Source organism: Anaerostipes stercorihominis, from assembly GCF_057535655.1.
The window spans coordinates 329,044-355,639 of the sequence record NZ_BAAJCL010000001.1 but is presented as its reverse complement, the minus strand read 5'-3'; the positions used below and the strand labels follow the sequence as shown (position 1 = coordinate 355,639).

The window sequence follows — 26,596 nt, the reverse complement described above, 5'->3', positions numbered from 1 at the left end:
ATGAAGGAGGACAATTTTAAGATGGTTACAGCAGGAGATTTTAAAAACGGATTAACAATCCAGTTTGAAGGAAATATTTATCAGATTATCGAATTTCAGCATGTAAAACCTGGAAAAGGAGCGGCTTTTGTACGCTGCAAATTAAAAAATATTAAGAACGGCGGAGTTGTAGAGAAAACATTCCGTCCGACAGAAAAATTTGAAAACGCGCATATTGAGCGGAAAGAGATGCAGTATTTATACAACGATGGAGAATTATTCTATTTTATGGATAATGAAACATTTGATCAGATCGCACTGGGACCGGATGTGATTGGAGATTCCTTGAAATTTGTAAAAGAGAATGAAAATGTTACAATCGTATCTCATGCAGGCAATGCGTTCCAGGTAGAACCGCCGATTTCTGTAGAGTTATTGGTTACGGAATGCGAGCCGGGAGAAAAAGGAAATACAGCTCAGGGAGCGACCAAACCTTGTACAGTAGAAACAGGGGCACAGGTTATGGTTCCGTTATTTGTTAACGAAGGCGATACGTTAAAGATTGATACACGTACCGGAGAGTATTCTTCCAGAGTATAATGCTGACACAGAAGAATCGGGGAATCCTGTGTATTATTCTGTCAGCTTTTTCCTTTGCTTTAATGGGAATGTTTCTAAAGCTGGCAGGAGATCTGCCGTCAATTGAGAAGAGTTTTTTTCGTAATTTGGTTGCAGCAGTGATTGCTTTCGTGATGCTGCTGCGCAGTCGAGAGAGCGTTCAGATTCAGAAGAGAAATTTACATTGGTTTATTTTAAGGTCCCTTTTTGGGACCTTAGGTATTTTTTGTAACTTTTATGCGGTAGATCATCTGGTGCTTTCAGATGCTTCCAGCCTAAATAAGTTATCGCCTTTTTTTGTTATTGTTTTTTCTTATTTGGTGCTGAAAGAGAAGATTACACCGGCACAATGTGCCTGCGTTGCTGCGGCTTTTGCAGGAAGCCTTTTTATTGTAAAACCCAGCTTTACAGCTGGAATCACACCGGCATCAATCATTGGATTTTGCGGAGGAATGTGTGCGGGTTTTGCTTATACCTGCGTCCGAAAACTGGGACTTAGAGGGGAGCGAGGACCTGTGATTGTCTTGTTTTTCTCTGTGTTCTCAATGCTTGCCTGTATTCCGTTTATGATTGCAGATTTTCATCCGATAACAGGAACGCAGCTTATATTTTTAATGTTAACAGGTCTGGCGGCAGCCGGAGGACAATTTGGGATTACGGCTGCTTATACCTACGCGCCGGGAAGAGAAATTTCTGTTTATGATTATACACAGATTATGTTTTCTGCAATTCTCGGTTTCTTTTTCTTTGGTCAGGTTCCGGATGGATGGAGTTTTCTTGGATATTTGATTATCATTGCCGCGGGAATTGCAATTTTTTTGTATAACAAAAAATATGGAGGAGATTAAATGAAATTTATATCTTGGAATGTCAATGGGATTCGTGCATGCGTGAAGAAAGGGTTTCTTGACTTTTTTTGTGAGGCTGATGCGGATATTTTCTGTATCCAAGAAAGTAAGATGCAGGAGGGGCAGCTTGCGCTGGAATTGGACGGATACTACCAGTACTGGAATTATGCAGAGAAAAAGGGATATTCCGGAACAGGAATTTTTACAAAGAAAGAGCCTCTTTGGGTGAGTTATGGCATGGGAATTGAGGAGCATGACCGGGAAGGTCGTATCATTACGCTGGAGTTTGATGATTATTATTTTATTACAGTGTATACACCGAATTCACAGAGCGAACTTGCAAGATTATCTTATCGAATGAAGTGGGAAGATGATTTTTTGATGTATCTGAAAAAATTGGAAGAAAAGAAACCGGTGATTTTTTGCGGAGACTTAAATGTTGCCCATCAGGAAATTGATCTAAAAAACCCAAAGACAAATCGAAAAAATGCTGGATTTACTGATGAAGAGCGAGAAAAGATGACGAAACTTCAGGAAGCCGGATTTGTGGATACGTTTCGCTATTTCTATCCAGATCGGGAGGGGATTTATTCCTGGTGGTCTTATCGGTTTCATGCCAGAAAAAATAACGCAGGATGGCGAATTGATTATTTTATGGTATCTGAGCTTTTGAAAGACCGTCTAAAAGATGCCAAGATTTTGACAGATGTTATGGGATCTGATCATTGCCCAATTGAACTGGATTTTGAATAGGATGTGATCATTTGAGAAAACGTACAAAAAAGATAATTTTAGGATTTTCCAAAATATTGACGGGAATTGTGATTTTATTTCTCGCGGTTTTGGTCCTCTTTACAATTCGAGAGTATCGGCCAAAGCAGAAAGAGAAAATAAAAATTTCCGGGAAAAGTCCAAAAACAATTGGGAAAGATCAGGAAATTTCGGTTTTGACTTGGAATGTAGGCTACGGAGCGCTGAGCGAAACAGAAGATTTCTTCATGGATGGCGGAAAAAATGTTCGCCCGGAGGATGCATCTTTGGTAAAATCGAACGTTCAGGCGATGAAGAAGGTCTTGAAAAAGAGTCAGGCGCAAGTTGTTTTTTTGCAGGAGGTCGATCAAAATTCAAAAAGATCGTATTATTATAATGAAGTAAAGGCATTTTCGGATGGCTGGAATGGTACGTTCGCCTATGCGCGGAATTTTTATTGCGATTATATTCCGTATCCTTTTCCGACAATTGGAAAGGTAGACGGGGGTCTGGTACTGCTCAGTCAATTTGCAAATGTCGGTGATGCGCAAAGAATTGCTCTTCCAACTCCGTTCTCGTGGCCGATTCGGACCTGTCAGTTGAAGCGATGCCTGTTGGTGGAAAGAATGCCAATCAAAGGAACCGATCGGCAGGTGGTATTTGTGAATTTACATTTGGAAGCTTACGATGATGGGGAAGGAAAAGTTGAACAGACAAAGCGACTGGCAGAGGTTCTGAAAAAGGAATATGAAAATGGGAACTATGTCATTGCCGGAGGCGATTTTAATCAGACGTTTGAAGGACTCGATGCTGAAAAATACCCTGTTTGGAACGATGAGAATTTTCAGGCAGGAAAACTGGAAGAGTCGGTCTTTGACTCAGACTGGCAGTTTGTGGCAGATGACACTCTGCCGACCTGTCGTTTGTTAAATAAACCATATGATCGAGGGGATTCAAAGACACAGTTTTATGTCATTGACGGATTTATTTTATCTCCAAACATAGAACTAAAGGAGATAAAAGTTTTGGATGAAGATTTTAAGAACAGTGATCATAATCCGGTGCAAATCAAAGTAAAGTTAAAATAGGAGGTTTTTGAAGGATGTATATTGAAAATATGCTGGATTTAATCGGGCACACACCGTTGATTAGTTTTGAGAAATCTTTGGGGTGTAAGATTTATGCCAAAGCAGAATTCTTAAATCCGGGAGGAAGCATCAAAGACCGTGTAGCAAAAAATATGTTGGAAGATGCCCAGCGGCAGGGGAAGTTAAAACCGGGAATGACCATCGTGGAACCTACTTCCGGGAATACCGGGATTGGTCTGGCATTTTGCGGAGTTCGCATGGGATACCGTGTTATCATTGTCATGCCGGAGAATATGAGTGAGGAACGCAGAAAGCTAATTAAAGCTTTGGGAGCGGAACTTGTTCTGACACCTGCGGAGGAAAACGTAGATGGAGCAGTCCGAAAGGCGGAAGAGATTCTTGCGTCATCAGATCGGTACTTTATGCCACAGCAATTTGAGAATCCGGCAAATACACAGGCACATTATAAAACGACAGCTCGGGAATTATGTGAGCAGGTACAACAGAAAATTGATATTTTTGTTTCTGGAATCGGGAGCGGCGGAACAATGGCAGGAATTGCAAAATATTTGCTGGAGCAAAATGCAGATACAAAAATTATTGCTGCGGAGCCGAAAGGAGTTTCGGCAATTTTAGGGCAGGAGCCGGGGCTTCATCAGATTCAGGGAATCGGAGACGGATTTATTCCTGCAATTTTGGACCCTTCCATTATTACAGAAGTTGTAGAAGTTTCCGATGAAGATGCAATTAAAACGGCAAGGGAGCTTGCAAAAGTCCATGGAATTTTATGTGGAACATCGTCTGGCGCCAATCTTTATACGGCAAAGAAAATGGCAGAAAAATATGGAAAAGATAAGGTGATTGCAACAGTTCTTCCAGACCGTGCAGAACGATATTTCAGTGTTGGATTATTTTAAAGGGGGAAAACATGGAACAGTTAACGAATCAGCAGTTATTTTCAGATTTGGATCAGACCATGGCAAAAGAGCTTTTTGAAAAAACAACATACCCATGGGAGATTCTTCCTCTGATTAAAGACTTTATTTTAAAAATCGGGCCGACTCTTTTGGAAGACGAATACCATCATCCGGAAAAAGATATTTGGATTGCAAAAACAGCAGTCATTGCAAAAACGGCAACCATTCACGGTCCGGCCATCATCGGTCCGGAAACAGAGGTGCGTCCCGGCGCATTTATCCGTGGGAATGCGTTAATTGGAGCCGGATGTGTTGTGGGAAATTCTACAGAAATTAAGAATGATATTTTGTTCAATGGGGTACAGGTGCCGCATTATAATTATGTCGGGGATTCTATTTTAGGATACAAATCTCATATGGGAGCCGGATCTATCACATCCAATGTAAAATCAGATAAAACCAATATTGTGATAAAAGCTGAAGGTGCATCCATAAAGACAGGGATGAAGAAAATCGGAGCAATTCTTTCTTCACGTGTCGAAGTGGGATGCGGAACAATTTTGAATCCGGGAACGATCGTAGGACATGATACCAATATATATCCGCTGTCTATGGTTCGCGGGTATATTCAATCGAACAGTATCTATAAAAAGGCTGGAGAAATAATGGAAAAATATTAAAGGATTCAACAGACAGAGGAAAGGAATGCATATGAGGAAAAGTAAATATGTACTGGCAGTCACAGCGATCTTGGGTCTTTCTCTTGGGACTGTCGGCTGTTTTAAGCCATCCAAAGATTCGGTTATAGAATCTGAATATTATCAGGAATTGAAGGAAAAGAATGAAAAGCTTTCAAGCCAATTGAAAATGGAGAAAAGGAAAACCAGCTCTCTGAATAAAAAAATTAAGGCGATTCATGAAACCTCCGGAGATCAAAAGATTGCAGAGTATAAGAGCGCGGTGAAGGGCAGTCGTATTGTCAAAGTCAGCTTTGTTTCCAATACGGCGAAAGATCAGAGCTTCGCGGTGACCAACCGCCCTGTGTGTAGCTATGCAAAAAAGATTGTAGCAGGCTGTTATCGTATGATTGGAATCACATCGACCGATGTTGAAAAAAAATATGATAAAATTTACTCATATGCTTTGATTGATGAAGACAATACGACGTATGAATTTCGCGTTTATGGAAATAGCTATATTATTTTTGACGAAATTCCGGAAAATGTATATGCATTTAATGATGCCGCTTTAATTGGAGATGCATTGATTGATGCTGAGATTTCAAAGAATTATGATACACAAAGCCAGAGAATCGGCGATGCTCAAATTGTAGTCACAGACCAGAAGATGAAATTTAACGACACAGCAGTTCAGGTTTCCAAAATTCTGAGAAAATGTGAAAAAGATGAAGTAAAGCAAGACAAAATAAACACTGAGCAGTGGAAAGAATATCGCTTTTATACTTCGGGGACTTTGACGAAGGTTTTGGTCGGAGATCAAGATATGGTTTGCATTGAGAAGAAAGATGGAAAACAGTTTTTTTATCAAATTTCCGCAAAAAATCTTAAGAAGTTGAAAAATTTACTGGATGGAGAGTAAAGTGAATCCTTTAAAAACAAAAACCATCGTACAGGGTATCTGTACGATGGTTTTTGTTTTATCCATATAAATATAAAGCTAATTTTGAATGGTTCTGGAGAGATTCGTAGAATCACGAATAATGAGTTTCGATTTATATTCAATACGAATAATACATTTTTGATCTGAGATGTTTTGCATATCACTATTTTGAATTTTTTGATAAAGCATTTCAAATGCTTTTTTTCCCTTATCTTCCATATAATGCTCGACGGTTGTAAGTGAAATTGGGAGAAGACTGGAAGCAAAATCATTGTCAAAGCCGCAGACACTAAAATCTGCGGGAATTTTATATCCTTTTTTTAAAATAGCGTCCATAATTCCATAAGAAACCATGTCATTATTTCCGATAAATGCGGTGAGGCTTGATAAACGGCGGTCAGCAAGACACTGGCTGCATAAATCATATCCGACACCGTGTTCTAAAAAAATGTTTTTACGTTCCAGTTCAGGAGAAACTTGTTTTTCTTTGACAATGATTTCATATGGTTCTCCCATGGAAAGTTTTTGATACGTGTCCTGGATCGCACGGAGTCTCTGGAAACGCATGGCAAGGGACAAGGAAGGACCGATTGTGGTTGTAAGAAATGCAATATGGCGATGTCCTAACTCATATAAATGTTCAGCCATCAAAATTCCGGCGGTGTAGTTGCTTGTCTCGATTACATCAAGATCCAGCGGAGAGGTTTTATCTCCGATTGTTATAACCGGAAGTTTTTTTGCGATACGTTCCAGGAAAGAAGGCTTTTCAGGCATCATTGTAAAAATAATTCCGCTTAAATTCATATGGAGAACTTCTTTTATAAATTCCTGCTCTAGTTTATCGTCCCGAAATGTGGTAAAAATGATGGTCTTAAAGCCTTTTAAATGAGCTGCCTGTTCGATGGACTGAGCAATTGTAGAATAATAGGCGTTGGAAATATTAGGGCAAAAGATAGCGATGATATTTTTAGGAGACTGCACGGAAGTTTTTGTTTTTGCATTTTTCTTTGTGCAATAACCTAGTTTTTGAGCGGAAGAAAGAACATTTTGGATGGTTTCTTCTGAAAAGGAAACATCAGATCGTTTATTTAGAATCATAGAAACAGAACTGACGGATACCCCCGAATGTTCTGCAACATCTTTTAATGTTATTTTTTTACAGTTTGACATGATACCCTCTCCTTTGTTGGTTAAAAATTTAATAAATTTTTAATTAATTTGTGAATAATATATAAAATAAAACGCCGATTTTTAGGAAAAAATCCATATTTATTTTAAAATAATTAAAATAAATTGCCTTGTTTGATTAAAAATTATAAAATTAAATCAAACAAACATTGATGTTTTTAATTAAAATTTTAATTAATTGTAGCATATTTTAAGTTCTGGAACAACGATAAAAAAACCAGGAGGTAATATCTTTATGAGGGTTATACAAATATCAGATTTCCATTTAAGAGGTGACGGGAAGCTTTCCTTTCAAAAAGCGGATACCAAAAAGGCTCTGGATCAGACGGTAGAATACTTTTGCAAACAAAAAGATTATGAATTGCCGGAGTTATTTGTCGTGACCGGAGATTTGTCTGAGGGCGGTACAAAAGAGGGGTACGAACTGATTCGAGAAGGGCTGAGAAAGCTTCCAAGACCAGTCTATATTGTTCCCGGAAATCATGATAAGAGAGAGTTCTTTTTAGAAATGTTTTCGGAGGAAGTTCCGGTAGAAAGAGAAATCCAACCATATATTTGTTATACAATTGATGAATATCCGATGAGAGTGATTGTAGTGGATACCAGCAAACCGTCATGTCATTCGGGAGGATTAAGTGACGCGGTTGCCGAGTGGCTGGAGAAGAAAATCGGAGAATATCCAGAAAAACCTACGTTAGTCCTGACACATCATCCGCCGTTTGTTACAGGTTTGCCGGCAATGGATGAGGGGTTCGATCAAGCGGACCGGCTGGCAGAAATTTTGAAAAAGCATGAAAATGTTCGTCTCTGTTGCGGACATATGCACACGGCAATTTTTACATGCTGGAAAGGAATACCAAGCGTAGCCTGTCCGTCAATCTCTATGCAGATGGAAGTGGATTTCCGCGGAAAGTATGATTCATCTGTTACGGAGCAGGAAAAAAGAAATGGATTTAAAGGAGGCGGAGATCGCTTTTTTCTGGGGAATCCCGCATATTTGATTCATGAATTAGAGGATGACCAGATCAATACTCATTATGTGACGATTCCAACGGATGCGCCTTATTCCGGACCTTGGCCGTTTCAATATTATGATGGGGAAGAAGATTAGGAGGATGTCATGGGAAATAAAAAATTCAGAAAAATTGCGGCAATTACTTTGTTTGAAAGCGCAGTTCAATGGTATTGCTTTTTGCTGTACGGAACGGCGGCGGGAACGGTATTTAATAAAGTATTTTTCGCACAGACAGGCAATGAAACGACAGCCTTGATCTTATCCTACATGTCGTTTGCGATTGGATATATTGCCGGACCCTTTGGAGCAATTTTCTTTGGGCATATCGGAGATCGAAAAGGAAGAAAGGTTACCATGTATGCTTCCTTGCTGATGATGGGAATTTCTACATCGATCATAGGAATTCTTCCGTCTTCCGCGCAGGCAGGTATCTGGGTTGTTTTTGTTCTTCAGTTGATGCGTCTGGCACAATGTTTTGGAAGAGGCGGCACTTGGGGAGGCGGAATTTTAATGGCTTATGAAAATGTGCCGGAAAATAAACGTTCTTTTTATTCTGCAATTCCTCAGATTGGATTACCCATTGGATTTGGCCTGTCCTCAATTCTTATTGCTGTTCCAACGCTGGTGCTTCCGGAAGAAATTTTCTTTACATGGGGATGGAGAATTCCGTTTTTAGCTGCCATTGTTTTGACCGCGATTGTGATACGGCAAAAAGGGGAGATGATGGAAACAGAGGATTATAAAAAAGCGCAGGCAAAGCTGGAAGCAGAAGAGGCAGAAGGAAAAAAACATAAAGTCGGATTTGTGCCAATGGTAAAAGGATATTGGAAAACGCTGCTTCTGGGATGCGGAACCAGGTGGGTAGACGGCACATTTTATAATATTTTCATTGTATGGATTTTGTCCTACTGCATTAGCTGGCTCGGAATGCCGCTAATTCAGACTTATATTATTACAATTGTTGCCTGCATATTTAAGATACCGTTTACTTTGTTTGGCGGATGGTGTGCACAGAAATTGGGAAATACAAAAACGTTTGTGATTGGAGGATTGGCTTCGGCGGTCTTAAGTATTCCCACATTGAAAGTAATCGAATTAAGTCATGGAAATCTCTTAATTACAATTGTTGGAATTGTTCTCGGATGGAGCATTGCTTACAATTTAATATGGGCAGTTATCAGTTCTTTGTGGTCTTCTTATTTTGAGACGGAAGTTCGATATTCTGGAATATCATTTGTATATCATGTTCCGAGTTTTCTTGTGGCAGGAATGGTACCTACAATCTGTACGGTTTTGATCAATTACGGAAAAGGAGATACCATATATGTTGGATTGTATTCCACAGCAGTGGCGTTGATCAGCGTTGTTTGTGCATTGGTTTTGAAACGGCGGCATGAACAAGGGAAAAAATAGAAATTTATCTCGAAAGACTATCAGGAATTTGCTGCTACGTAGTTGCAAAGAAATTCATGGGATTGGGTATGAGACTTCCATTTCTCTGATTCGACAGGATTTGTAAAATGTTTGTCGAAGTTAATAAAGATATTAAGATAATTTGTTGTTTTATTTTTAACGATATGCTAAAATGAAACTGTTAATTTTAATACTGAAAGGAGTTTCAACATGATTTATTCACATGAAGTAGAACAAATGTGTACAGTAGCTCAGGGTGTAAACCATGGAGCTGCCCCGATTCCTGAAGAAGCAAAATGGGTAAAAGCGAAAGATGTCGCTGATATTTCAGGGTTAACACATGGTATAGGTTGGTGTGCGCCACAGCAGGGAGGGTGCAAATTAACTCTTAACGTAAAAGAAGGTATTATTCAGGAGGCATTGGTAGAAACCATCGGATGTTCAGGCATGACACATTCCGCAGCTATGGCGTCTGAAATTTTGCCGGGAAGAACGATTTTAGAAGCATTAAACACAGACTTGGTTTGTGATGCGATTAATACAGCAATGAGAGAATTATTTTTACAGATCGTATACGGAAGATCTCAGAGTGCTTTCTCTGAAGACGGACTGCCGATCGGTGCCGGGCTGGAAGATTTAGGAAAAGGTTTAAGATCTCAGGTTGGTACAATGTATGGAACTCTGAAGAAGGGACCTCGTTATCTTGAAATGGCTGAAGGTTATGTCACAGGTGTCGCTCTTGATGCAGATGATGAGATTATCGGATACCAGTTTATCAATTTTGGAAGAATGATGGATTTTATCAAAGCCGGAGACGATGCTCAGACAGCTATGGACAAGGCGAAAGGTCAATACGGACGCGTTGATGACGCTGTGAAAATTATTGACCCAAGAAAACAATAGGAGGTAACGAAGAATGGCTTTATTTGAATCATATGAGAGAAGAGAAAAACAAGTTCTTGCTGTTTTGAAAGAGTATGGCATTAATTCTATAGAAGAAGCTGCAGAAATTACAAAAGCTGCTGGATTAGATGTTTATGCTCAGGTGGAAGGAATTCAGCCGATTTGCTTTGAAAATGCAAAATGGGCGTATACTGTAGGTGCGGCGATTGCAATTAAAAAAGGATGTAAAAGAGCGGCAGATGCAGCTGCGGCAATCGGGGAAGGTCTTCAGGCATTTTGTATTCCGGGATCTGTTGCGGATCAGCGTAAAGTAGGTCTTGGACATGGTAACTTAGGAAAGATGCTGTTGGAAGAAGAAACAGAATGTTTTGCATTTTTGGCAGGACATGAATCTTTTGCTGCTGCTGAGGGAGCTATCGGTATTGCTGAAAAAGCAAATAAGGTTCGCCAGAAACCATTGAGAGTTATCTTAAACGGTCTTGGAAAAGATGCTGCTCAGATTATCTCAAGAATCAATGGATTTACATACGTTGAGACAGAGATGGACTATTATACAGGAGAAGTCAAAGAAGTTTTCAGAAAATCTTATTCTGAAGGTTTGAGAGCTAAGGTTAACTGTTACGGTGCAAATGATGTAACAGAGGGTGTTGCAATTATGCATAAAGAAGGGGTTGATGTTTCCATCACAGGAAACTCCACAAACCCGACTCGTTTCCAGCATCCTGTTGCAGGTACCTATAAGAAAGAATGTATGGAGCAGGGTAAAAAATACTTTTCTGTAGCTTCCGGCGGAGGTACAGGACGTACACTTCATCCGGATAATATGGCAGCAGGACCAGCTTCTTATGGTATGACAGATACTATGGGACGTATGCATAGTGATGCACAGTTTGCAGGATCTTCTTCTGTGCCGGCCCATGTAGAAATGATGGGATTAATCGGTATGGGAAATAACCCAATGGTAGGTGCTACGGTAGCTGTAGCAGTTAGTTTAGAGGAGAGCGCCAAAGAAGGTAAGTTCTAAATAAAAGATTCAAAAAGTATCAAGAAATGGCTTAAAACCGTGGGTTTTGGGCCATTTCTTTTTTGCGTAAATATATGGAAATAGCATATAAGAATCAGTAAAAATATATACGTTGGTTACACGTTGGTTACAAATTGGTTACCAAAATTGGTTACCATAAAACAGAAGCGTGTCCTTCTGCCAGATTTTTTCGCCGAAATATAGGGATACAAATGGTTTTTTGGAATGTGTATCCCGAAGAGTAAATAATGAGCCTTCTGTATCCCTTAAGGTAAATTCTGCTTTCTTTTTGTATCCCTGATTGAACGAATTATGAATTTTGTGTATCCCTAAATAAGGAAAGCAGTTAAGGGAGGTCTAAAGAAGCCTAAAATGCAATAAAAAAAGGAACACCACGTTTCTTGCGGTGTTCCATATATTTTTTATTGCATTAAAAAAACTGTAAGTTTCCTTACATTGTAATGAAGAGGAGTAAGTTAAGATTGGATCAGCGCTTTCAATGAAATGTCTCTGATCATGTTCATTGCTATGTAAAAGTGATCATAAGCAAAATCAAAAAGGTTGTTAAAGCATGATTTTACTTTTTCTCTTGCTGCACTGCTGATATAGATTAGGTTCCCTTTTTCCCCTGTGCGGGTGCCGTTAAGCAGTATATTTTTTATATCACACAAGGTCATAGAAGAAACATCCTTGCCCCAGTATTGTCTGCTAAATTCATACCCGGACTCATATATCCGATAGCTTTTCTCTGGAAAATGATGCTTAAAGTGTTTTTTAAATAAACGGAACAGCTCTTTCAGAGAAATGACTCTGGGCTTTTGATCGCGAAGGTAATCGTCTAAATACTTTTTGGCCTGTTCCTTCTTTTCAAAACAGCCAAGATGAATCCGAATTCTGGATCCATCATGCTTTTTCTTAGAGATAACTACCTGCCATGGTTTTTTTCTGTTTTTTCCGATAAACCGGATGCATCCAGTTCCTTTCTTTCTTCTATTTATCATAAGTTTCTCCTATGTAAAGTATCGCGTTTTTCATCTTTTCCTTTATGCTTTCGTCATAAACTAACGGCTGTCTTCTTCGGTCGTGGACCTCTAAGAAATGCTTTAAAATATACGGGTCTATCTTGCTTTTCTCAGCGGCGTTAAGAAACGTGTTTTTCATATCTCCGATAGCGTGAGGGCAGGAAAGTTTGTTTAGAACTTTTTGATATCTCCCTCGGAAAACGTCGTAGGTCATCTCATTTCCAAACTCATCCGGAAACAGAGAATCAGACTTGGAGTTCAAAGAAGGCTCCGTAACGATTGCATATAGTTTTGGATGAACTGGAATCGGGTGTATATATTCCCCGCATGTATCAATCGGAACGGAAATGGTTCTATCAAAATGTAGATCCGTTTTCTTGACCCGCACAATCTGGCTGCCGGATATTCCATGATACAGACACATTAATACGGGAATTGCAATGTATGAAGTATATGGATTGTCAACTTGTTCCCAAAGGATTTTTATCTCGTCCTTAGAAAATCTCTGTATACGACCGCTCTGCTTCTCGGAGAAATTAAAAGGAATATCTCTTGCGATATTCTCCTTTATGATTCCTTTAAGGACTGCGTGATCAAAGATCCTGTTAAAAAAAGATTTCATCTTTTGTTTCGTATTGGAAGACGCATGTACCTTCTTTCCGGCAGCATCGACCTTATGGGCTGAATTGATACATCGTACTATGTCCTTTTTTGATATGCAGACAACTCTTTTCTGATGCAGTGAAGAGCAGTAAGAGTAGACATAAGGATCATTTCTCAACATGTCCACCTCGTCTGCCCAGGCTTCATAAAGCTGCTCAAACGTCATGAAGGAAAAGGCTGCTGGATTTCTTTTAAAACCCTCAATCGCATCATTAGCAGCACGTTTCGATGGATAAACTCCTAAAGAGAGGCGGTGCTGGTTATTCAAAGGAGATAACGCTTGATAACATATCTTTCCATTCTTTCTGATTTCACGGATAGTGCCGTCTCCGTTCTTTCTCCTTATCATCATTCTTTCTCTCCATCGTAATTAAATTTTCCCATTTGTTCTACGTACCATTGAAAATCAGGATCAATGTAACAGTCCTCAGTGACATCGTTTTTGGTGGAATGTCCCATGATCTTTTTTATTGCAAAAGCATCTATACCGGATGTCTTTGCTATTGTGGCAAAGGTGGTTCTCGAATCATGCGGAGTATGGGAGTCTAATCCTAAATGCGCCATGGCTTTGCTAAACCGATATCTGTAGTTAGAGTAGCTTAAATGTTTCGCTGTTGTACTGTGCCTTGAAATGTAAGGATCATTAAACAAATATGGGCTGTTCAGTTCTTTTGCGAGGTCGTAATATGATCTTATGATATTTTTAATAGACGGATGGATTGGAACGGTTCTCATATACCCGTTCTCGGTCTTTTTTCCTCCAATGACATACCCCTCCTCAAGGAACGTGTTCTCAGTTAAAATTTCAACCAGCTCTCCCGGCCGCCATCCCATGAAAATGCTGATGTAGATGAAGTCTACGAAAGGGTAATCAAGCCTTGATTTTATGATTTCCCTTTCTTCTTTTGAAAAAGGAACATGACGCTTATGCTGCTGTTTATATTCTCTTTTGACCTTTTTGCTTATTTTAAAGTTTCTCGCAAGATTGACAGGGAGGATGCTTTCAGCAGTCACCAAATCGTACATCTGATTTAGGAGTGATTTGATTCGCATGATTGTATTTGGGGAAGCATACTTTTTATTTCCGCTGTCATCTATATAGAATGGAGGACTGTTTAGAAATCTCATTAAATGTACGGTTTGTAAGCTCGTTATTTTTTCATTTTTAATCTGGTCGCAGTACCTCCAATGATACTTTAGATCATCTGCATAATCAGGATTTGTCTCATAAATGATTTCGTGCAGTTTTAAAAATACCTCATTGAGTACCATATCTTTATTTAGGAATTCATAGGGATTTCTTTGATAATTGTCTATAGCTCTTTGTGCTTCTGATTCTGTTTTGTAAACACCCAGGCTTTTTCTGATTTGAATAACGGTATCTTTTTTTTCATCATATTGATATCCAGTTACGACCCGTGCCCATTTCTTTTTACGCCTTTTTCCTTTTAGAGTAGATATACTTCCCTGTCCATTTGCTCTCTTCAATATACTTCTCCTCACTTGTACAGTATGATACAGAAACAACGGATGCATCAGCGCTTCAGCGATAATACCTCCATCAATAGTATGTTTGAAATGATTCTGGAAAAATAAGAAGCATGGTGAATTTCCTGGATTTGATATAAACCATAGTAATAGGCTTTAAGAAAATAATGATGTACTCATAAAACGTGAGTGACATAGAAGTTTTGCCGTATTTCGCCACCAGGATGGCAAAAACCTGCATATTTTAGCTTTATTATACATGTAGAAGTATACCATACTTTGAATTTTTTTCAATATATTTTTTACTTACACAAACCCTGATTTAGAGGTTCTTCTTTTTTTACATACTATTATAGGAAAATATTACGGACGAATCGGAGCAGACATATCAATACTTCGATTCGTTTCTCATTGCAAAAAAAGGAGGAAGTTCATTTGAAGAAAATACTCATACGATACATAACAGAGTACGCAAACAATGAAGTATTCGAAAAGAAGGTCAATGAAAGGATTTCATTAATCTTTCGATTTTGTATGTGTTCCTTGTTGTTTTATTACCTCATTATACGAATGAGGGCTGGTTTGTTGGATCTATCGACGCTTTGTACTATAGGTGGCGTCGTCTTAATACTTGCATTTATAAAACTATAAGGGAAAAGAAACATGTTTGAAACAATCGAAACAATTGAGGAAGGAATGAACTATTTAAGAGAAGTAGTCGTGCAGCGAGAAAAATATAAGAGCCTGGACTTATTTGACAAAGGGTGTCAAATATATGTGCAGCTTGTTCAGCTCGGTGCTAATCCAAAAGAAGTATTGGATGTATTATTACCTTAAAAGAGAGCGGAGGCTCTCTTTTTCTTTTAAAAAAACAGGGTCTTATTTATCAATTTGATGATAATAATTATGTTATCAGCTTATTGATAAAAATATATATGGGATAAAACTGTAGAAATACGGAAGAAAAGTCATTGAAAGTGTTCTGTTTGCAGTTTTCAAAAACTGCTCTTCTTTAGAAACATACATGAAACACCCAAATAAATATTACCCTTTCCGCCCTTTTCCTATCCCTTTTTTACCGATAAAACTACCTTTTCTATAATATTTTGCAAGAATTCATCCAGATAATGCGAAAATCCGTCTCAAAGCCTTTCCCTTCTCCTTTCCTCCAAAAAATCATCAGCCCAAATTCAGCTTATCAGTAAGTTGATAACTTATTTCCATCATAAATTTACTACTAAGTTGATAACGAAAAAATTCTTTCATAATTTATCACCAAGCTGATAACGAAAAAGGCAGAAGAACACACCTTTCTTTTGTTGTTTTTCGTTTATCATAAAATTGATAAAAAGGGAATTTCCTCCACACAAAACCTTTTATCATAAAGCTGATAAACCCCATGGGCAGAGCACCGCCCTAAAAAGGAATTATGACAGATTCCATTAAGAGATTCCGCCTGGTCCTTTTAGAAAGACTTACCTGCTTCCTTGATCAAGGATCGTAACCCATCTGTCCAAATGAGGATTTCCTCATAGAAAAGCGTTCCCTCATTCCCCGCTATCAGCTCTATAAGTTTCAGCATACTATTTACGAACCAATTACTGATGAAAAGGAGATCTTATTTCATCTCTATGTGAAAGGAGAAACACCCATTATGAAAGAAAATGTACATGTATTTATCATCAATGGTTACCCGCGGAGCGGAAAGGACACCTTTATAAGGCTATGCATGAAAATAGCCAATGAACATAACCAAAAGAGTGATTCCTATATCTTGATCGGGTCCCATTCGACAATTGATACGATCAAGCAAATATATCGGATCTTCGGCTGGGATGGGAAAAAGAATCCAATTGACAGGAAGCGCCTATCCGATTGCAAGCAGTTTTTGACAAGAAAATTTGACTTGCCATTTCAAGAATGCCTGCATTACGTTCAATCTTATGATAAAAAATTTGATCCATTTATTAAGAAAAAATATGGACACCATGAAATACAGCATATTTTATTCCTTCAGGTAAGAGAGCCAGAAGAAATCCAGAGACTCCAAGACACTTTTGGAGCAAAAACCATCTACATGGATCCCGGAAAACGCATCAAAAAAACTCAACAGAGCAACATGGGCGATGCGAACGTCGAGCAATTTGATTATGACCTCTACATTTCAAACGATGGATCACTCCATGATTTGGAGAAGAAAGCAGAGGATTTTGTCGAAAAAGCGATCTCACATATAGTGGAATAAAAGTAAAAAGAAAGAGCTTCCTTATCCGAGGAGGCTCTTTTTGAAAATAATTTTAAAATCTCTCATGGGCTTTCTATCTTCCGAAATCCCCGGAAACCGCATATTTAGGTGATTTTTCATGATAAAGCAGTCTGCGCGATGCTCCCTCTCTAAAAAAGACTTTTATCATACTATCATTAGAAATGTTATTGCCGGAAGATAGGGAGGAGATCGCGACAATGAGAATTCCATTCAAAGAAGATCAAAGAAGCCTTATTTATAAAAATTCCTGTCAGAAGTTTTCTTTATCAGATGAGGAATTTTATCTATTGCATATTTACCTCATGGACATCCTTCATGGGGAATCCGGAAAAAGCCTGTTAAAGCTTTGGAACATCGGAAAAGAGGGAAATTCCTGTGTTATAAGCAGCGGAAGAATCTTTCAGACGAAAATCTTAAAAGATATCTTAACAAAGAAAGATGCTGCGAACCTGTCAATTACAATGAATACATATAAAAAAGAATCGGAACGTTTTTCGAAAAGGAACCTTCATGCAATCAAAACATTTGCCATTGATATTGATTACCGGCAGAACGATTCATTAAAAGATAAAGATCCGCAAATAATCAAGCAATGGCTTATAGACGAAAATTTTGCAGGGCTCCCATGGCCAAACTGGATCGAGACGGGACATCAGCTGCGCTTAATTTATGTCCTGTATCAGCCGGTCTTCAATCAGAAGCGAAAAAGGAATCTCTTTGTCCTTATCGAAAGAATCATGAAGATCATGTGCCAGAAGCTCAACGAAGAATTTGATCTATATGCAGAGCCGCAAAAGCTCACTTCGTTTCTTCGCCTGCCGGGAAGTATTAATACCAAAGGAATGGAGACCGTTTCCGTCGAAAGAATCAGCACAAAAAAATTTGCGCTTGATTACTACGTCCAAGAGGTTCTTCCAGATTTACCGGTATGGTATGAAAGCTGGAAAAAGAAGAAAAAAAGCAAGAGAAAAAGAAAAGCAGCCGCAAAAAATATAGAACTGCACAACCGTCAGGTTTTAAAGGATCTGAGGGCTTATCAAGCATACCTAAATAAACATCGTATTGTAAAGGGGCATAGAGAGGTCATGTGTTGGATCTACTGCAAATATTGCTATCTGCTTTCTGGCGATCAAAAGGAAGCTGTTGAACAGGCCGTAAAGTTCAATGAGGGATTTTTATGCCCACTCATAGAAAGACAACTTCGATTTGATATCCGCACAACGGATAACATTCCAATGCGGAACCAGACAATCTTAGAACAGCTGGGGATAGACGATGAAATCAAAAAAGAAGCAGGAATAACGATTGGACAAAGCATAGGAAAGAGGAGCCGCCAAAAACACTACGAAAGCAAACGACGGAAGAAAAAATTCAAAAAGGGAGAATATAAATGCCAGAAAATGAAAGAGCAAAAGGAAAAGATCTACACTCTATATAACAGTGGTCTTACGCAGACTGCCATTGGAGAAAAACTTGGAATCAGCAGAAGAACGGTATACAACTACCTTCGCATGAAAAAAGAAGAATTAAGAAAAGAAGAAGAGATGATGAAATGCCTTCAAAGGGCTTTACGGGGAAAAAAAGCCGGCCGGCAGAGTGCTGCTGACCAGCTTAACAAGTATGCTCAAATATATGAAAAATGGTTGCAACGATTAGAAGCACTGGCATGCCGATTTAGAGAATGGGAATCAAAACCATATTTTCGATTCAAAAACAAAAAGTATAGAGAAATAACACGCTGGCGGCCTAAGATTTACTACTGGTGAAAGTGGGAAAAAACCGTCTGACCCTATATGGCACTATATATGGATGGGAACGGCGTGAGCATCCTATGGGTAAGGGAGATGGATCTTTTTCTGTAATCGGGGATGAAGATCCTTGAAAAAACCGGGAAGATCCCAAAGCTCTGTCATTCGATATCCTAAAGCGGCAAATAAACAAGTGAAAGGAGAAAAATTATATGAGGAAAACGCAGGAAAGGCTTTATAAGAGGCTTGAGAATTCTGGAGTTTCGAAAGATAAGTTGTCGTATTTTAAAAACCTTGAATTGCCAATCGCCGATCTGAAATGCATTGTTTATATTTTCCAGGAGTTCAACCTTGAGACTGCGGATGCTATTCGTTTGTTCGATCGAATCAGATCTCTTTCAAACAAATCCATACCCTGGAAAAAGACTGCAGCTTTATGTTTGATGGAAGCTAAGTGGGATAGGCTGGTTGAAAGCTATGTGTGGAGGATACTGAACAGCGATATCGACTGGGTTCCCGCTCTACCAATGTATAAGGTTATTTGTTTTTATAAAAAGAATGGAGATGCTGTCAGAGCTCGCGAATTTTTTGGCGAGTTATCAACCCCCGGAAAAGATATAGAGAAAATCTTACGGTCAGAATTATTTATTGTCGATAAATGGGGTGAAAAACCTCTTTCAAATTCGCAAGAGTGTGCCTTGAAAGATTATCTTGCCTATGTGGTACATACTGAAAATTCGGCAGATCCACAAATTTTACGAAAAGATATTTTGGGGTTTATGATGACACATGATTCAGAAATGTGGTCCGTTTGGAAAGACTATAAGAATTTTTATGAATTGCTCCAAAAAGAGAATCCTTATTTAGGAGAATTAAAGAAATTCTTTCAAGGAAAAACCGGTTATTCAACAATTCCCGAAGAGGAGATCCGCAAAAACTATCCGATGGAAGCCAAAGATGAATACATCATCAGGAGAGAAAACATGAAAGCATATTTCAATATCAAGAAGGGAAGTGCCGAACTTAACTTTTGCATCTATCGGGGGATCCGTATTCGTACTGGACAGGAAGATGAAAAGATCTCCGGATACTATATGCAAAACAGGCGAAAGATCATTTTTTTCTTCAGTGATGCCAGTGTTTATTACGAGGCAGGAAATCACAGTCTTTACCCGCTCTCGATTCAAAAGCTTTTGGAGATCCGGAGGACCTTTGGAGATCTTAATGCAGTCTTTGAGTGTATCTTGTCAAGTTTGTATAACAGCGGAGGATTTGGGCGGAGCGTTACGAATTTGATTACCAGTGAGTCTTGTCTTCTTAAGATAAAGCTATCTGATGTTATGAAATATCGTTCCTTTGAACATTATTTTGTCAATACCTATAAAGGAACGGGACTTCTAAAGTCAAAAATGGCGGAGGGAGATACGATCAATCGGCATCATCCAGAATATTTTTATATGCTTCTAAGGGTAATGAAGAAAATTCAAGAATTGGATCTTAAAAGACTTCTTTCCCTACGGGACCGCAAAACAGAGGAACAGATTGTTGAGGACTTCAAACAGCGGAAGGAGAAGATTGTTATGGACTTCAAGCAGCGAATAGACTTGGATGAGATGCTGTGTTCCATCTTCCGCGGCGTTAATCCATGGACAAAGAAGAGCGGCTACATGGAAGTGACTTTCTTAGAAAACTGCCAGTGGGCGAAAAATGCTCATCAAAAGGTCAGGGTTTTTTATCCAGGGAAGCAGGCACTTTACGACGAAGCGGATCGCATGGAAAACCTGGCCCGATGCAGAGCAATGAAAGTTATCAAGATCCCCAGAGATTCTGTGTTTCATAAGCTTAACAAAGCTCTTCCAAAAGATTTTATGAGAATCCGAACCAGAAAAGCACTGAAAGAAATCTGTTTTCTTTATTGTGGAATAGCAGGGGAGCGGTATGACGATGAAATCAACCAGGATAAAGCAGCACTTTTTTGGCAGGCACCTTTTCTTTATGTTTTCGTAAACAAAGATACAGACTATGAGGTGGAAGCGATTTATGAAAAGGAGAAGAGGCTAAAGAAAAGTTCTCTAAAGTTTCAGAAGCTATTGGAGCAGATCCAACCGTATATGGCGAAAGGAGACGAAGAATGAAAGTAAACGAAATGATACTTGCTGAGATACAAAAAGAAAAGGAGATGCTCAGTGAAATAAGCCGGCAGGTGGAAACTATGAAATCCGGGCTTGACCTTCGTAAGCTGGAAGGGATCATGCAAAATCATAATTTTGCTTATCTCGATTGGCCGGAATTTATGCGGGCTATATTAGAAGAATCTCTGACAGATGAACTTTTTCATACGATGGACGTTACGGTTACTCCATCCTGTATCCGGTACCAGAATCAAAAGTTCCATATCCTGTTTCCGGCGGGTTTTCCGGCAATAGCTGATCAAAAAAAGATTGTCATAAGGTTTGAGGGATCAGGCATAGTACTCAAACCGTCACCGATTCATCCGGAACTAAAAAAGGGAAGAGATCTTGCAAAGCAGTATGAAAAGCAAAAAGGAATTCATGCGTTTTTAGAATTATTGGATTTTTACTATGTAAAGCCTACGAAAAATCCAATAAAGTTTCTGAGGCGCTGCCGCAGAATTCGGAATGTCTTACATGACGGGATTTTACAGCGTTTGAATGAGGAAATCGACAGAGCAGAAAGAGCAGATTCTGAATATCCAGAAAAGAAGCGGATTTATGATGAGGAACAGGCGTATGCGAAAACGATGACAGAAAGACTTTCTATAGGGTTAAAACCTTTTACGGATGCAGGATGGAATGTCGATGTCCGTGGCATAGAAAAGGATGGGGTCTTTTACGGGTAAAGAAGTCGTTTTCATCCACTGCTTTATTAGCATACTATCTATGAAACATTTTCATAGAAGGAAAGGAGAAGAAAGATTTAAGATGCAGATTGTGGATGAAAAGGAGTGTGTGCTATGGAACGTCAAAACAAGTGTCATACAAAGGCACAGATGCTTAGAAATGCATTTGTCAATGGAATCAATGAAATGGATCTTAATAATGGCGATCAATTGAATGAAGAAGAAAAGGCCGATTTGATACATACAGTTGACAAAATGATTGAAAGGGAATGCGGAGAACTGTCCATTCATTCCGACAAAGATATTGTAACTAGTTGTATCCGACTTATGCAGTCGCTCGTAGATGCATTTGCGGAATATCTTAGATGGGTAGAGTTTGAACCAGATTCTGAAGAAGAAATTTTCTCATACGGATTTTATTATAGTGAAATTGTAAACTCGCTGTTATTATCGAACACCTGGCACTCCGGCGGGACATCAACCAGAAGAAAGTGCAATCAACTTGGACTTGATGGTACGAAAGAGATTAAGTTTACCGTTTTGGAAGATGAAGCTGAGTTAGATTAGAGTTCAAGGAGGAAGTATTATGAAAACGATCATAAATGCTGGATTGAAGTTCAAAGAAAAGCACTCTCTTTGTAAAAAATATTATTTATACAACTTGAGTAGCCTGGGAGATTTGGATTTTTCTTCTTTCATTAAAAATATTCAATATGCTTTGAATATTGAATGTTATGATGTCTATTCCGTTAATGTGGGAGGAAAAGATGATTTACAATTACGGGATTATATTCCAGCTTCACATTTTAGTATGGAGCAGCCGTTTCTGTATATTGTTGACTCTTTGAATTTATTGGCTAATGATCAATTATGGTTCAGACTACGCAAGAACTTGCATGATATTGTAATTGATACAAATGGTCATTTTCTTACACAGAACGAATGGAGCCAAAAGCTCCAATCTTTTAATTTGGCTGAAGCGAAAAAATTATGGATTGAATTGGAGGACATCTCCATGAATCCCGAGAATGAATGTGAAGCAACACTAGATCCAATGTTTAATGAACAAGACATCGCCAGTTCGTTGTGCGGAATAATTGATCTTAAATCGGAAGCAATTAAAAGATTAGAAACAGAAAGAGATCAATGGATGTTCAAAAAGTCTCGATGCAAGAGAGTAAAAAAGTTCATAGAACATAAGTCAGTTGTAGAGGATTATGAAATTGAGATAGCAAAAGCTTTAACAGGTATAAAAGCTAAAAGTGTTACTGTTGAATTTGAAGTGAATGGGAAGAAAGCGTCTATTAAAATAAATCTTGATGTTGTTATGAGAATAATGGTTCATAAGGGTTATTTTTCATCAAGTTGCTGGGTAAGCCGAAAATGCGGGGAGGAACTTATAAGAGAATTAGGTGCTGCTAAGTCTCCTTACCATCTTTCTGAGGAAGGGAAAAAGGTGCTTACTTGTGAGCATATTACAAAGATTACATATAAAAAGAAAAATTTATATGTAAGAAATTAAAAAATCACGTTGTTGAGCGGGTTGAATTGGAGGAAAAGAAGTATGGGAAAAAGGAAGATTATCTGCAGAAACACATCCTGCAAATTTCATCAAAACAAAGATGAATGCAGTGAATTTGTCTCTATAGATGAAGATGGTAAATGTGAAACTTTTGAAAAGGGATTTAGTTATTATTTTCACATCGTCTGGGGTGTTTTAAGCGGAAAAAACTATATTGATGCATGTGAGTTGAATGCGGATCTAAGGATCGGAATGTTCTATGTCATGGAATGTTATGGGTTAAATTTTAGTATTCAAGAATTTGGTGCTTGTCGCATGTTTCTTCTCTGTGATGATGATAATAAAGGGCTGAAGTACGAAGATATTGTAAGTCGAGAAATAAACGAAGAGAAGTTTGGTTTACACTACCGAAACTTTATGAATGGAATAATGCCGAATGGCTCTAAGACAGAACAATCAGATGTCAAGAAATCTGAAACAAAACCATTCGGATGGCTTTCGCCGTCTGGAACTTTTTGTGAAGCTGACTTTGGAACTCATGAGGAATCAGCAGAGAAGATCTGCAAAGAAAAAAGGTTTCAGCGGGATGAATGGGTAATAGACGAGAAGCGTAACCCCATGAAAATGATTCTATACCGTGATTTCTTAATCTATGAAAAAGGATATGCTTTAATCCATAACCCTACAGGTAATGGAGGGTATATCGTATCCCATCAAAAACCACTTACGAAAAAGCAGAAAGACTTTTTGTATGGTTATTTTATTGATATGGGAGATAGATTTAAAGCTGAACAGTTTGTGAAATAATCAATTTACAAATTAACAAACCCGATTATTTTTTCGATTGGATACATAGAAGAAGGAGAAGAAATCATGGAAACATTTAATCTATTGAAGATATTACAAGTCTTAAAAAAGATTAATACCGAGGAATTTATGCGGCAGAAAAATTGGCTTTACCAACAGATAACAATTTCTCCTCAGGCCAGCAGGATGCCAGAGGGAATTTTAAATTTGCTGGATCACATCCAGGACATCTGCGAAGAAACACTTCAGATGGAATTCTCTGCTATAAAGGAATCTATAAAGGATGAGTCGGTCTATACAAAGATACAGCAAACAGATTCAATCGGATATGCAGATGTCATAAAGATTGTATTTGATCAAAGCTGTATTACTAAATATGTAGAAGACAGAGATGTATTAAAGATTACCTTCAAAGACGTGTTATGCATGGCGAAGGCAAGCGGATATCAAGATAGTGTCTTAATGCTAATCGCCGAAAGTCCGCTATCCGGTAAAATTTTTGTATACAACAATTATGGCCCTTTCTGGGTAGAACATGGAACAACAAAAGGGTATGTATAAAATATTAAATGGGGGTTTCACAACAATTCTTAATCATAAGGAGAAAGATTATGGATAGTACAACAAGTCGCTTTCTTGCGGCAGAATGGCAATCGCACTGTACAAATGTGTCACTTCTATGCAAAAAGATCGCTTCTTATCTGGGGGTCAATAAAGGTGAGACAAAAGTCTTATCTGAAGCTGCGGGAGTACATGACATCGGAAAATATTACATCCCGGATTATGTACTGAATGCAAAGCGACCATTAACTTTTATGGAACGCATGGTCGTTGATATGCATGCCTATTATGGGTATATGCAACTCATGGAACTAGGATACCCTGATGTTGTCTGCCAGATGGTATTGATGCATCATGGGGAGAAGAAATATCGACCAGATGGAATTCAACTTAGTCCTGTTGTATGGGAATTGTATCCCATATTAATGGCTCTCAAATAAAAAGCAAGAGAAGGAGTGTTTATGGAAAAAACAAGAAATCTTATAGAGCAGTGGGAAGAAATTCAAAAGGGACAGACAAAATTGAATGCGAGGGTGAAACGGTTTCAGGAATGGGCAAGTTTTATTACCGAAAAAGATCTGTCTAAAATCCCTTTAGAAGAAGTAGAGTCCTTTATAAAATACGTCCGCTGCGGCGTTAGTGAAGAGCAATATAAAAAATGGACAGCAATCTATGAAAAGCGATTGCGAAAAGAAGCACCGGAAAAAGAAGAGTTGTGCTTTCCGGAACTTCGAAAGATTAGCTATTTATCGAAAGAACAAATCTTGGCGATCGACAGGCATCTTTCTCGTATAAGAAAAAGGGGATTTTTGTTCTATGGCCCACTGAATATCCATACAAAACTATCCTACACTCTATACGAAAGGCTTCTTAGCGATCTTAAAAAAGCGGGTATCATAGAATTCCTTTATCGGTGGGATTGTCCACGCGGGGAGCAGACCGCAATAGTCAGTGAGCAAGAATATGTACATGCAATGGAATCAGAAAAAGCGTATAAACAAGAGGACTTTCAGGGGAGGGTCCTCAATGATACCTGTGACCTTTGTGACTGGGAGGATCTTTGCGAAGATGGAGAAAATATCAGGAGGGCGACAAATCGAAAAGAGTTTCAAAAGATTTTTCGAAGTTCAGAACGCATTGGCAGGATGATCAGGTGAAAACAGGCGGCCCTTGTGGTTGCCTTTATCATTTCAGTAACAGGTACCTATTGCTTAGAAGTGATTATCATCATGGACATGTTCCGCTATATCACTGAGATCGCATTGTAGAATATTACAAAGCCGATCCAGGGTATTCGTCTGTACGTTTTGGTTGTGTTTCAGCCGATTGATCTGACTGCGGCTGACATTGTGATGCGTATACAAATCATAAACTGATATCCCCTGCTTTGACATTGTCATCCATAGTTTATCGAATTTTATCATTTTTTTTCCTTTCTTATCGAAAATTGCAGGACGATATTTGTTGTACTATTCTTATTATCCAATTAAAATGAAAATAGAAATAGTGTCCGTATATAGACACTAAAACGGAGGATAAAAATGAGATTAGACGAAATGAAAGTCATTGCAGACAAGATGCGGGAACCAGTAATACAGACCTTACTATTAAAAGATGAAGCTTATCAAAAAGAATGTGAATCCGAACAGAAATCCGAACAAGAATACCTTTCATTAAACCTTACGGATGAGGAACGAGCGATCTGTGATTCTTTGCTTAGAAGTCTCGATGCGAGGTGGATGGAGTATACATCAGACTCTTATCTTGCAGGAATGATGAATGCGTTATCTTTGCATCAACACATTTGATAAAGGGGCCCTGGGGTCCCTTTTTAGTTTTTCTTTTTAAGTCTCTTTTATACTCAGAATAGGAATTTCATGAGAGAAAAATAGGAGCAGCATACTATTTATGAAAAAGAGTAAAAGGATTTACAAAAGGGGGCTATGCTATGATGGAGTTAGAAAAAAGATCATTTGAAGTGTATATCGAAAGACCTAGTACAAAAGAAGTAAGAGATACTTCAGATAAATTTGAAGTTTATGTGTCTGCTTTAAATCTTTCTGATGAAGAGAGAAGGAGGGTTTCTGATTTAAAGTCCGATCATGGTGCAGCCTGCAAAAAAGAAGGTTTTCTAAGCGGCCATCGTGCAGCCTGGGAGCTGCTTAAACAGATAATGTTCCTTTGCTTTCGAAACGGGGGAGGATGATTATTATGGCAAAATAATGATTAGGGTAAACAATGTTTACACCCTTGATAAATCAAAATGTCAAGAAGCTGCTTTGCGGCTTCTTTTTCT

The 26,596-nt window shown here is 38.5% G+C and carries 29 protein-coding genes; 24 read left to right on the top strand and 5 right to left on the bottom strand.

Annotated elements, in window-relative coordinates; genetic code table 11:
* The first annotated feature begins 21 nt into the window (after window positions 1–21).
* Genes efp through AC27EF_RS01765 form a run of 7 tightly spaced genes read left to right on the top strand, consistent with a single transcriptional unit; the run spans window position 22 to window position 5,799 of the window.
* Window positions 22–579 (top strand): elongation factor P, encoded by a 558-nt coding sequence (gene efp, locus AC27EF_RS01795; RefSeq protein WP_487108458.1) that lies wholly within the window; start codon window positions 22–24, stop codon window positions 577–579.
* 2 nt (window positions 580–581) lie between these two features.
* A complete protein-coding gene (locus tag AC27EF_RS01790) occupies window positions 582–1,445 on the top strand; it encodes a DMT family transporter (RefSeq protein ID WP_487108506.1) in 864 nt (287 codons plus the stop codon).
* Complete coding sequence (gene xth / locus AC27EF_RS01785) at window positions 1,446–2,198, top strand: exodeoxyribonuclease III (protein ID WP_487108457.1); 753 nt, start codon at window positions 1,446–1,448, stop codon at window positions 2,196–2,198.
* A gap of 11 nt (window positions 2,199–2,209) precedes the next feature.
* Window positions 2,210–3,283 (top strand): endonuclease/exonuclease/phosphatase family protein, encoded by a 1,074-nt coding sequence (locus AC27EF_RS01780; RefSeq protein ID WP_487108456.1) that lies wholly within the window; start codon window positions 2,210–2,212, stop codon window positions 3,281–3,283.
* A 14-nt stretch (window positions 3,284–3,297) separates the two neighbouring features.
* Window positions 3,298–4,200 (top strand): cysteine synthase A, encoded by a 903-nt coding sequence (gene cysK, locus AC27EF_RS01775; protein WP_487108455.1) that lies wholly within the window; start codon window positions 3,298–3,300, stop codon window positions 4,198–4,200.
* An 11-nt stretch (window positions 4,201–4,211) separates the two neighbouring features.
* On the top strand, window positions 4,212–4,880 hold the full coding sequence (locus AC27EF_RS01770) for an LbetaH domain-containing protein (protein WP_487108454.1): 669 nt from the start codon (window positions 4,212–4,214) through the stop codon (window positions 4,878–4,880).
* A 31-nt stretch (window positions 4,881–4,911) separates the two neighbouring features.
* Entirely contained in the window at window positions 4,912–5,799 is an 888-nt protein-coding gene (locus AC27EF_RS01765; protein ID WP_487108453.1) for a hypothetical protein, read from the top strand.
* A 78-nt stretch (window positions 5,800–5,877) separates the two neighbouring features.
* Here AC27EF_RS01765 and AC27EF_RS01760 read toward each other — a convergent pair whose 3' ends face one another.
* Window positions 5,878–6,990: a LacI family DNA-binding transcriptional regulator gene (locus AC27EF_RS01760; protein WP_487108452.1), complete on the bottom strand. Its 1,113-nt coding sequence runs from the start codon at window positions 6,988–6,990 to the stop codon at window positions 5,878–5,880.
* Window positions 6,991–7,243: 253 nt separating this feature from the next.
* On the opposite strand from AC27EF_RS01760, the gene AC27EF_RS01755 reads away from it, so the two are divergent.
* The 4 genes from AC27EF_RS01755 (at window position 7,244) to AC27EF_RS01740 (ending at window position 11,363) form a co-directional block, all read left to right on the top strand.
* Complete coding sequence (locus AC27EF_RS01755) at window positions 7,244–8,119, top strand: phosphodiesterase (protein WP_487108451.1); 876 nt, start codon at window positions 7,244–7,246, stop codon at window positions 8,117–8,119.
* A gap of 9 nt (window positions 8,120–8,128) precedes the next feature.
* Window positions 8,129–9,436 (top strand): MFS transporter, encoded by a 1,308-nt coding sequence (locus AC27EF_RS01750; protein ID WP_487108450.1) that lies wholly within the window; start codon window positions 8,129–8,131, stop codon window positions 9,434–9,436.
* 210 nt (window positions 9,437–9,646) lie between these two features.
* Window positions 9,647–10,339, top strand: coding sequence for an iron-sulfur cluster assembly scaffold protein (locus AC27EF_RS01745; RefSeq protein WP_487108449.1), 693 nt, complete (start codon window positions 9,647–9,649; stop codon window positions 10,337–10,339).
* Between the two features lie 13 nt (window positions 10,340–10,352).
* Entirely contained in the window at window positions 10,353–11,363 is a 1,011-nt protein-coding gene (locus tag AC27EF_RS01740; protein ID WP_487108448.1) for a GGGtGRT protein, read from the top strand.
* 476 nt (window positions 11,364–11,839) lie between these two features.
* On the opposite strand, the gene AC27EF_RS01735 is transcribed toward AC27EF_RS01740, so the two are convergent.
* Genes AC27EF_RS01735 through AC27EF_RS01725 form a run of 3 tightly spaced genes read right to left on the bottom strand, consistent with a single transcriptional unit; the run spans window position 11,840 to window position 14,536 of the window.
* Window positions 11,840–12,364: a hypothetical protein gene (locus AC27EF_RS01735; RefSeq protein WP_487108447.1), complete on the bottom strand. Its 525-nt coding sequence runs from the start codon at window positions 12,362–12,364 to the stop codon at window positions 11,840–11,842.
* Entirely contained in the window at window positions 12,354–13,400 is a 1,047-nt protein-coding gene (locus tag AC27EF_RS01730; RefSeq protein WP_487108446.1) for a site-specific integrase, read from the bottom strand. Before AC27EF_RS01730 ends, AC27EF_RS01735 begins: the two co-directional genes overlap by 11 nt.
* Window positions 13,397–14,536, bottom strand: coding sequence for a tyrosine-type recombinase/integrase (locus AC27EF_RS01725; protein ID WP_487108445.1), 1,140 nt, complete (start codon window positions 14,534–14,536; stop codon window positions 13,397–13,399). Before AC27EF_RS01725 ends, AC27EF_RS01730 begins: the two co-directional genes overlap by 4 nt.
* A gap of 663 nt (window positions 14,537–15,199) precedes the next feature.
* Between AC27EF_RS01725 and AC27EF_RS01720 the strand changes: the two genes are divergently transcribed.
* The 11 genes from AC27EF_RS01720 (at window position 15,200) to AC27EF_RS01670 (ending at window position 25,457) form a co-directional block, all read left to right on the top strand.
* Entirely contained in the window at window positions 15,200–15,373 is a 174-nt protein-coding gene (locus AC27EF_RS01720) for a hypothetical protein (protein ID WP_487108444.1), read from the top strand.
* Between the two features lie 817 nt (window positions 15,374–16,190).
* A complete protein-coding gene (locus AC27EF_RS01715) occupies window positions 16,191–16,781 on the top strand; it encodes a hypothetical protein (protein WP_487108443.1) in 591 nt (196 codons plus the stop codon).
* Window positions 16,782–16,999: 218 nt separating this feature from the next.
* Window positions 17,000–18,568, top strand: coding sequence for a hypothetical protein (locus tag AC27EF_RS01710; RefSeq protein WP_487108442.1), 1,569 nt, complete (start codon window positions 17,000–17,002; stop codon window positions 18,566–18,568).
* Between the two features lie 194 nt (window positions 18,569–18,762).
* Window positions 18,763–20,685, top strand: a complete 1,923-nt coding sequence (locus AC27EF_RS01705) for a hypothetical protein (protein WP_487108441.1) — start codon at window positions 18,763–18,765, stop codon at window positions 20,683–20,685.
* Entirely contained in the window at window positions 20,682–21,410 is a 729-nt protein-coding gene (locus tag AC27EF_RS01700; protein WP_487108440.1) for a hypothetical protein, read from the top strand. The genes AC27EF_RS01705 and AC27EF_RS01700 overlap by 4 nt, the downstream gene beginning before the upstream one ends.
* A 114-nt stretch (window positions 21,411–21,524) precedes the next feature.
* Complete coding sequence (locus AC27EF_RS01695) at window positions 21,525–21,977, top strand: hypothetical protein (RefSeq protein WP_487108439.1); 453 nt, start codon at window positions 21,525–21,527, stop codon at window positions 21,975–21,977.
* Between the two features lie 19 nt (window positions 21,978–21,996).
* Window positions 21,997–22,932, top strand: a complete 936-nt coding sequence (locus tag AC27EF_RS01690) for a hypothetical protein (RefSeq protein ID WP_487108438.1) — start codon at window positions 21,997–21,999, stop codon at window positions 22,930–22,932.
* 42 nt (window positions 22,933–22,974) lie between these two features.
* Complete coding sequence (locus AC27EF_RS01685; RefSeq protein ID WP_487108437.1) at window positions 22,975–23,739, top strand: hypothetical protein; 765 nt, start codon at window positions 22,975–22,977, stop codon at window positions 23,737–23,739.
* 66 nt (window positions 23,740–23,805) lie between these two features.
* Window positions 23,806–24,300 (top strand): hypothetical protein, encoded by a 495-nt coding sequence (locus tag AC27EF_RS01680; protein WP_487108436.1) that lies wholly within the window; start codon window positions 23,806–23,808, stop codon window positions 24,298–24,300.
* Between the two features lie 50 nt (window positions 24,301–24,350).
* Window positions 24,351–24,740, top strand: coding sequence for an HD-GYP domain-containing protein (locus AC27EF_RS01675; protein WP_487108435.1), 390 nt, complete (start codon window positions 24,351–24,353; stop codon window positions 24,738–24,740).
* A gap of 21 nt (window positions 24,741–24,761) precedes the next feature.
* The gene (locus AC27EF_RS01670) at window positions 24,762–25,457 is read left to right on the top strand and encodes a hypothetical protein (RefSeq protein ID WP_487108434.1); all 696 of its coding nucleotides are present in this window, start codon (window positions 24,762–24,764) and stop codon (window positions 25,455–25,457) included.
* A 54-nt stretch (window positions 25,458–25,511) separates the two neighbouring features.
* On the opposite strand, the gene AC27EF_RS01665 is transcribed toward AC27EF_RS01670, so the two are convergent.
* Window positions 25,512–25,724: a helix-turn-helix domain-containing protein gene (locus tag AC27EF_RS01665; protein ID WP_487108433.1), complete on the bottom strand. Its 213-nt coding sequence runs from the start codon at window positions 25,722–25,724 to the stop codon at window positions 25,512–25,514.
* A gap of 117 nt (window positions 25,725–25,841) precedes the next feature.
* Between AC27EF_RS01665 and AC27EF_RS01660 the strand changes: the two genes are divergently transcribed.
* Both AC27EF_RS01660 and AC27EF_RS01655 read left to right on the top strand, forming a co-directional pair.
* A complete protein-coding gene (locus AC27EF_RS01660; protein WP_487108432.1) occupies window positions 25,842–26,108 on the top strand; it encodes a hypothetical protein in 267 nt (88 codons plus the stop codon).
* 140 nt (window positions 26,109–26,248) lie between these two features.
* Entirely contained in the window at window positions 26,249–26,506 is a 258-nt protein-coding gene (locus tag AC27EF_RS01655) for a hypothetical protein (protein WP_487108431.1), read from the top strand.
* Window positions 26,507–26,596: the final 90 nt, after the last annotated feature.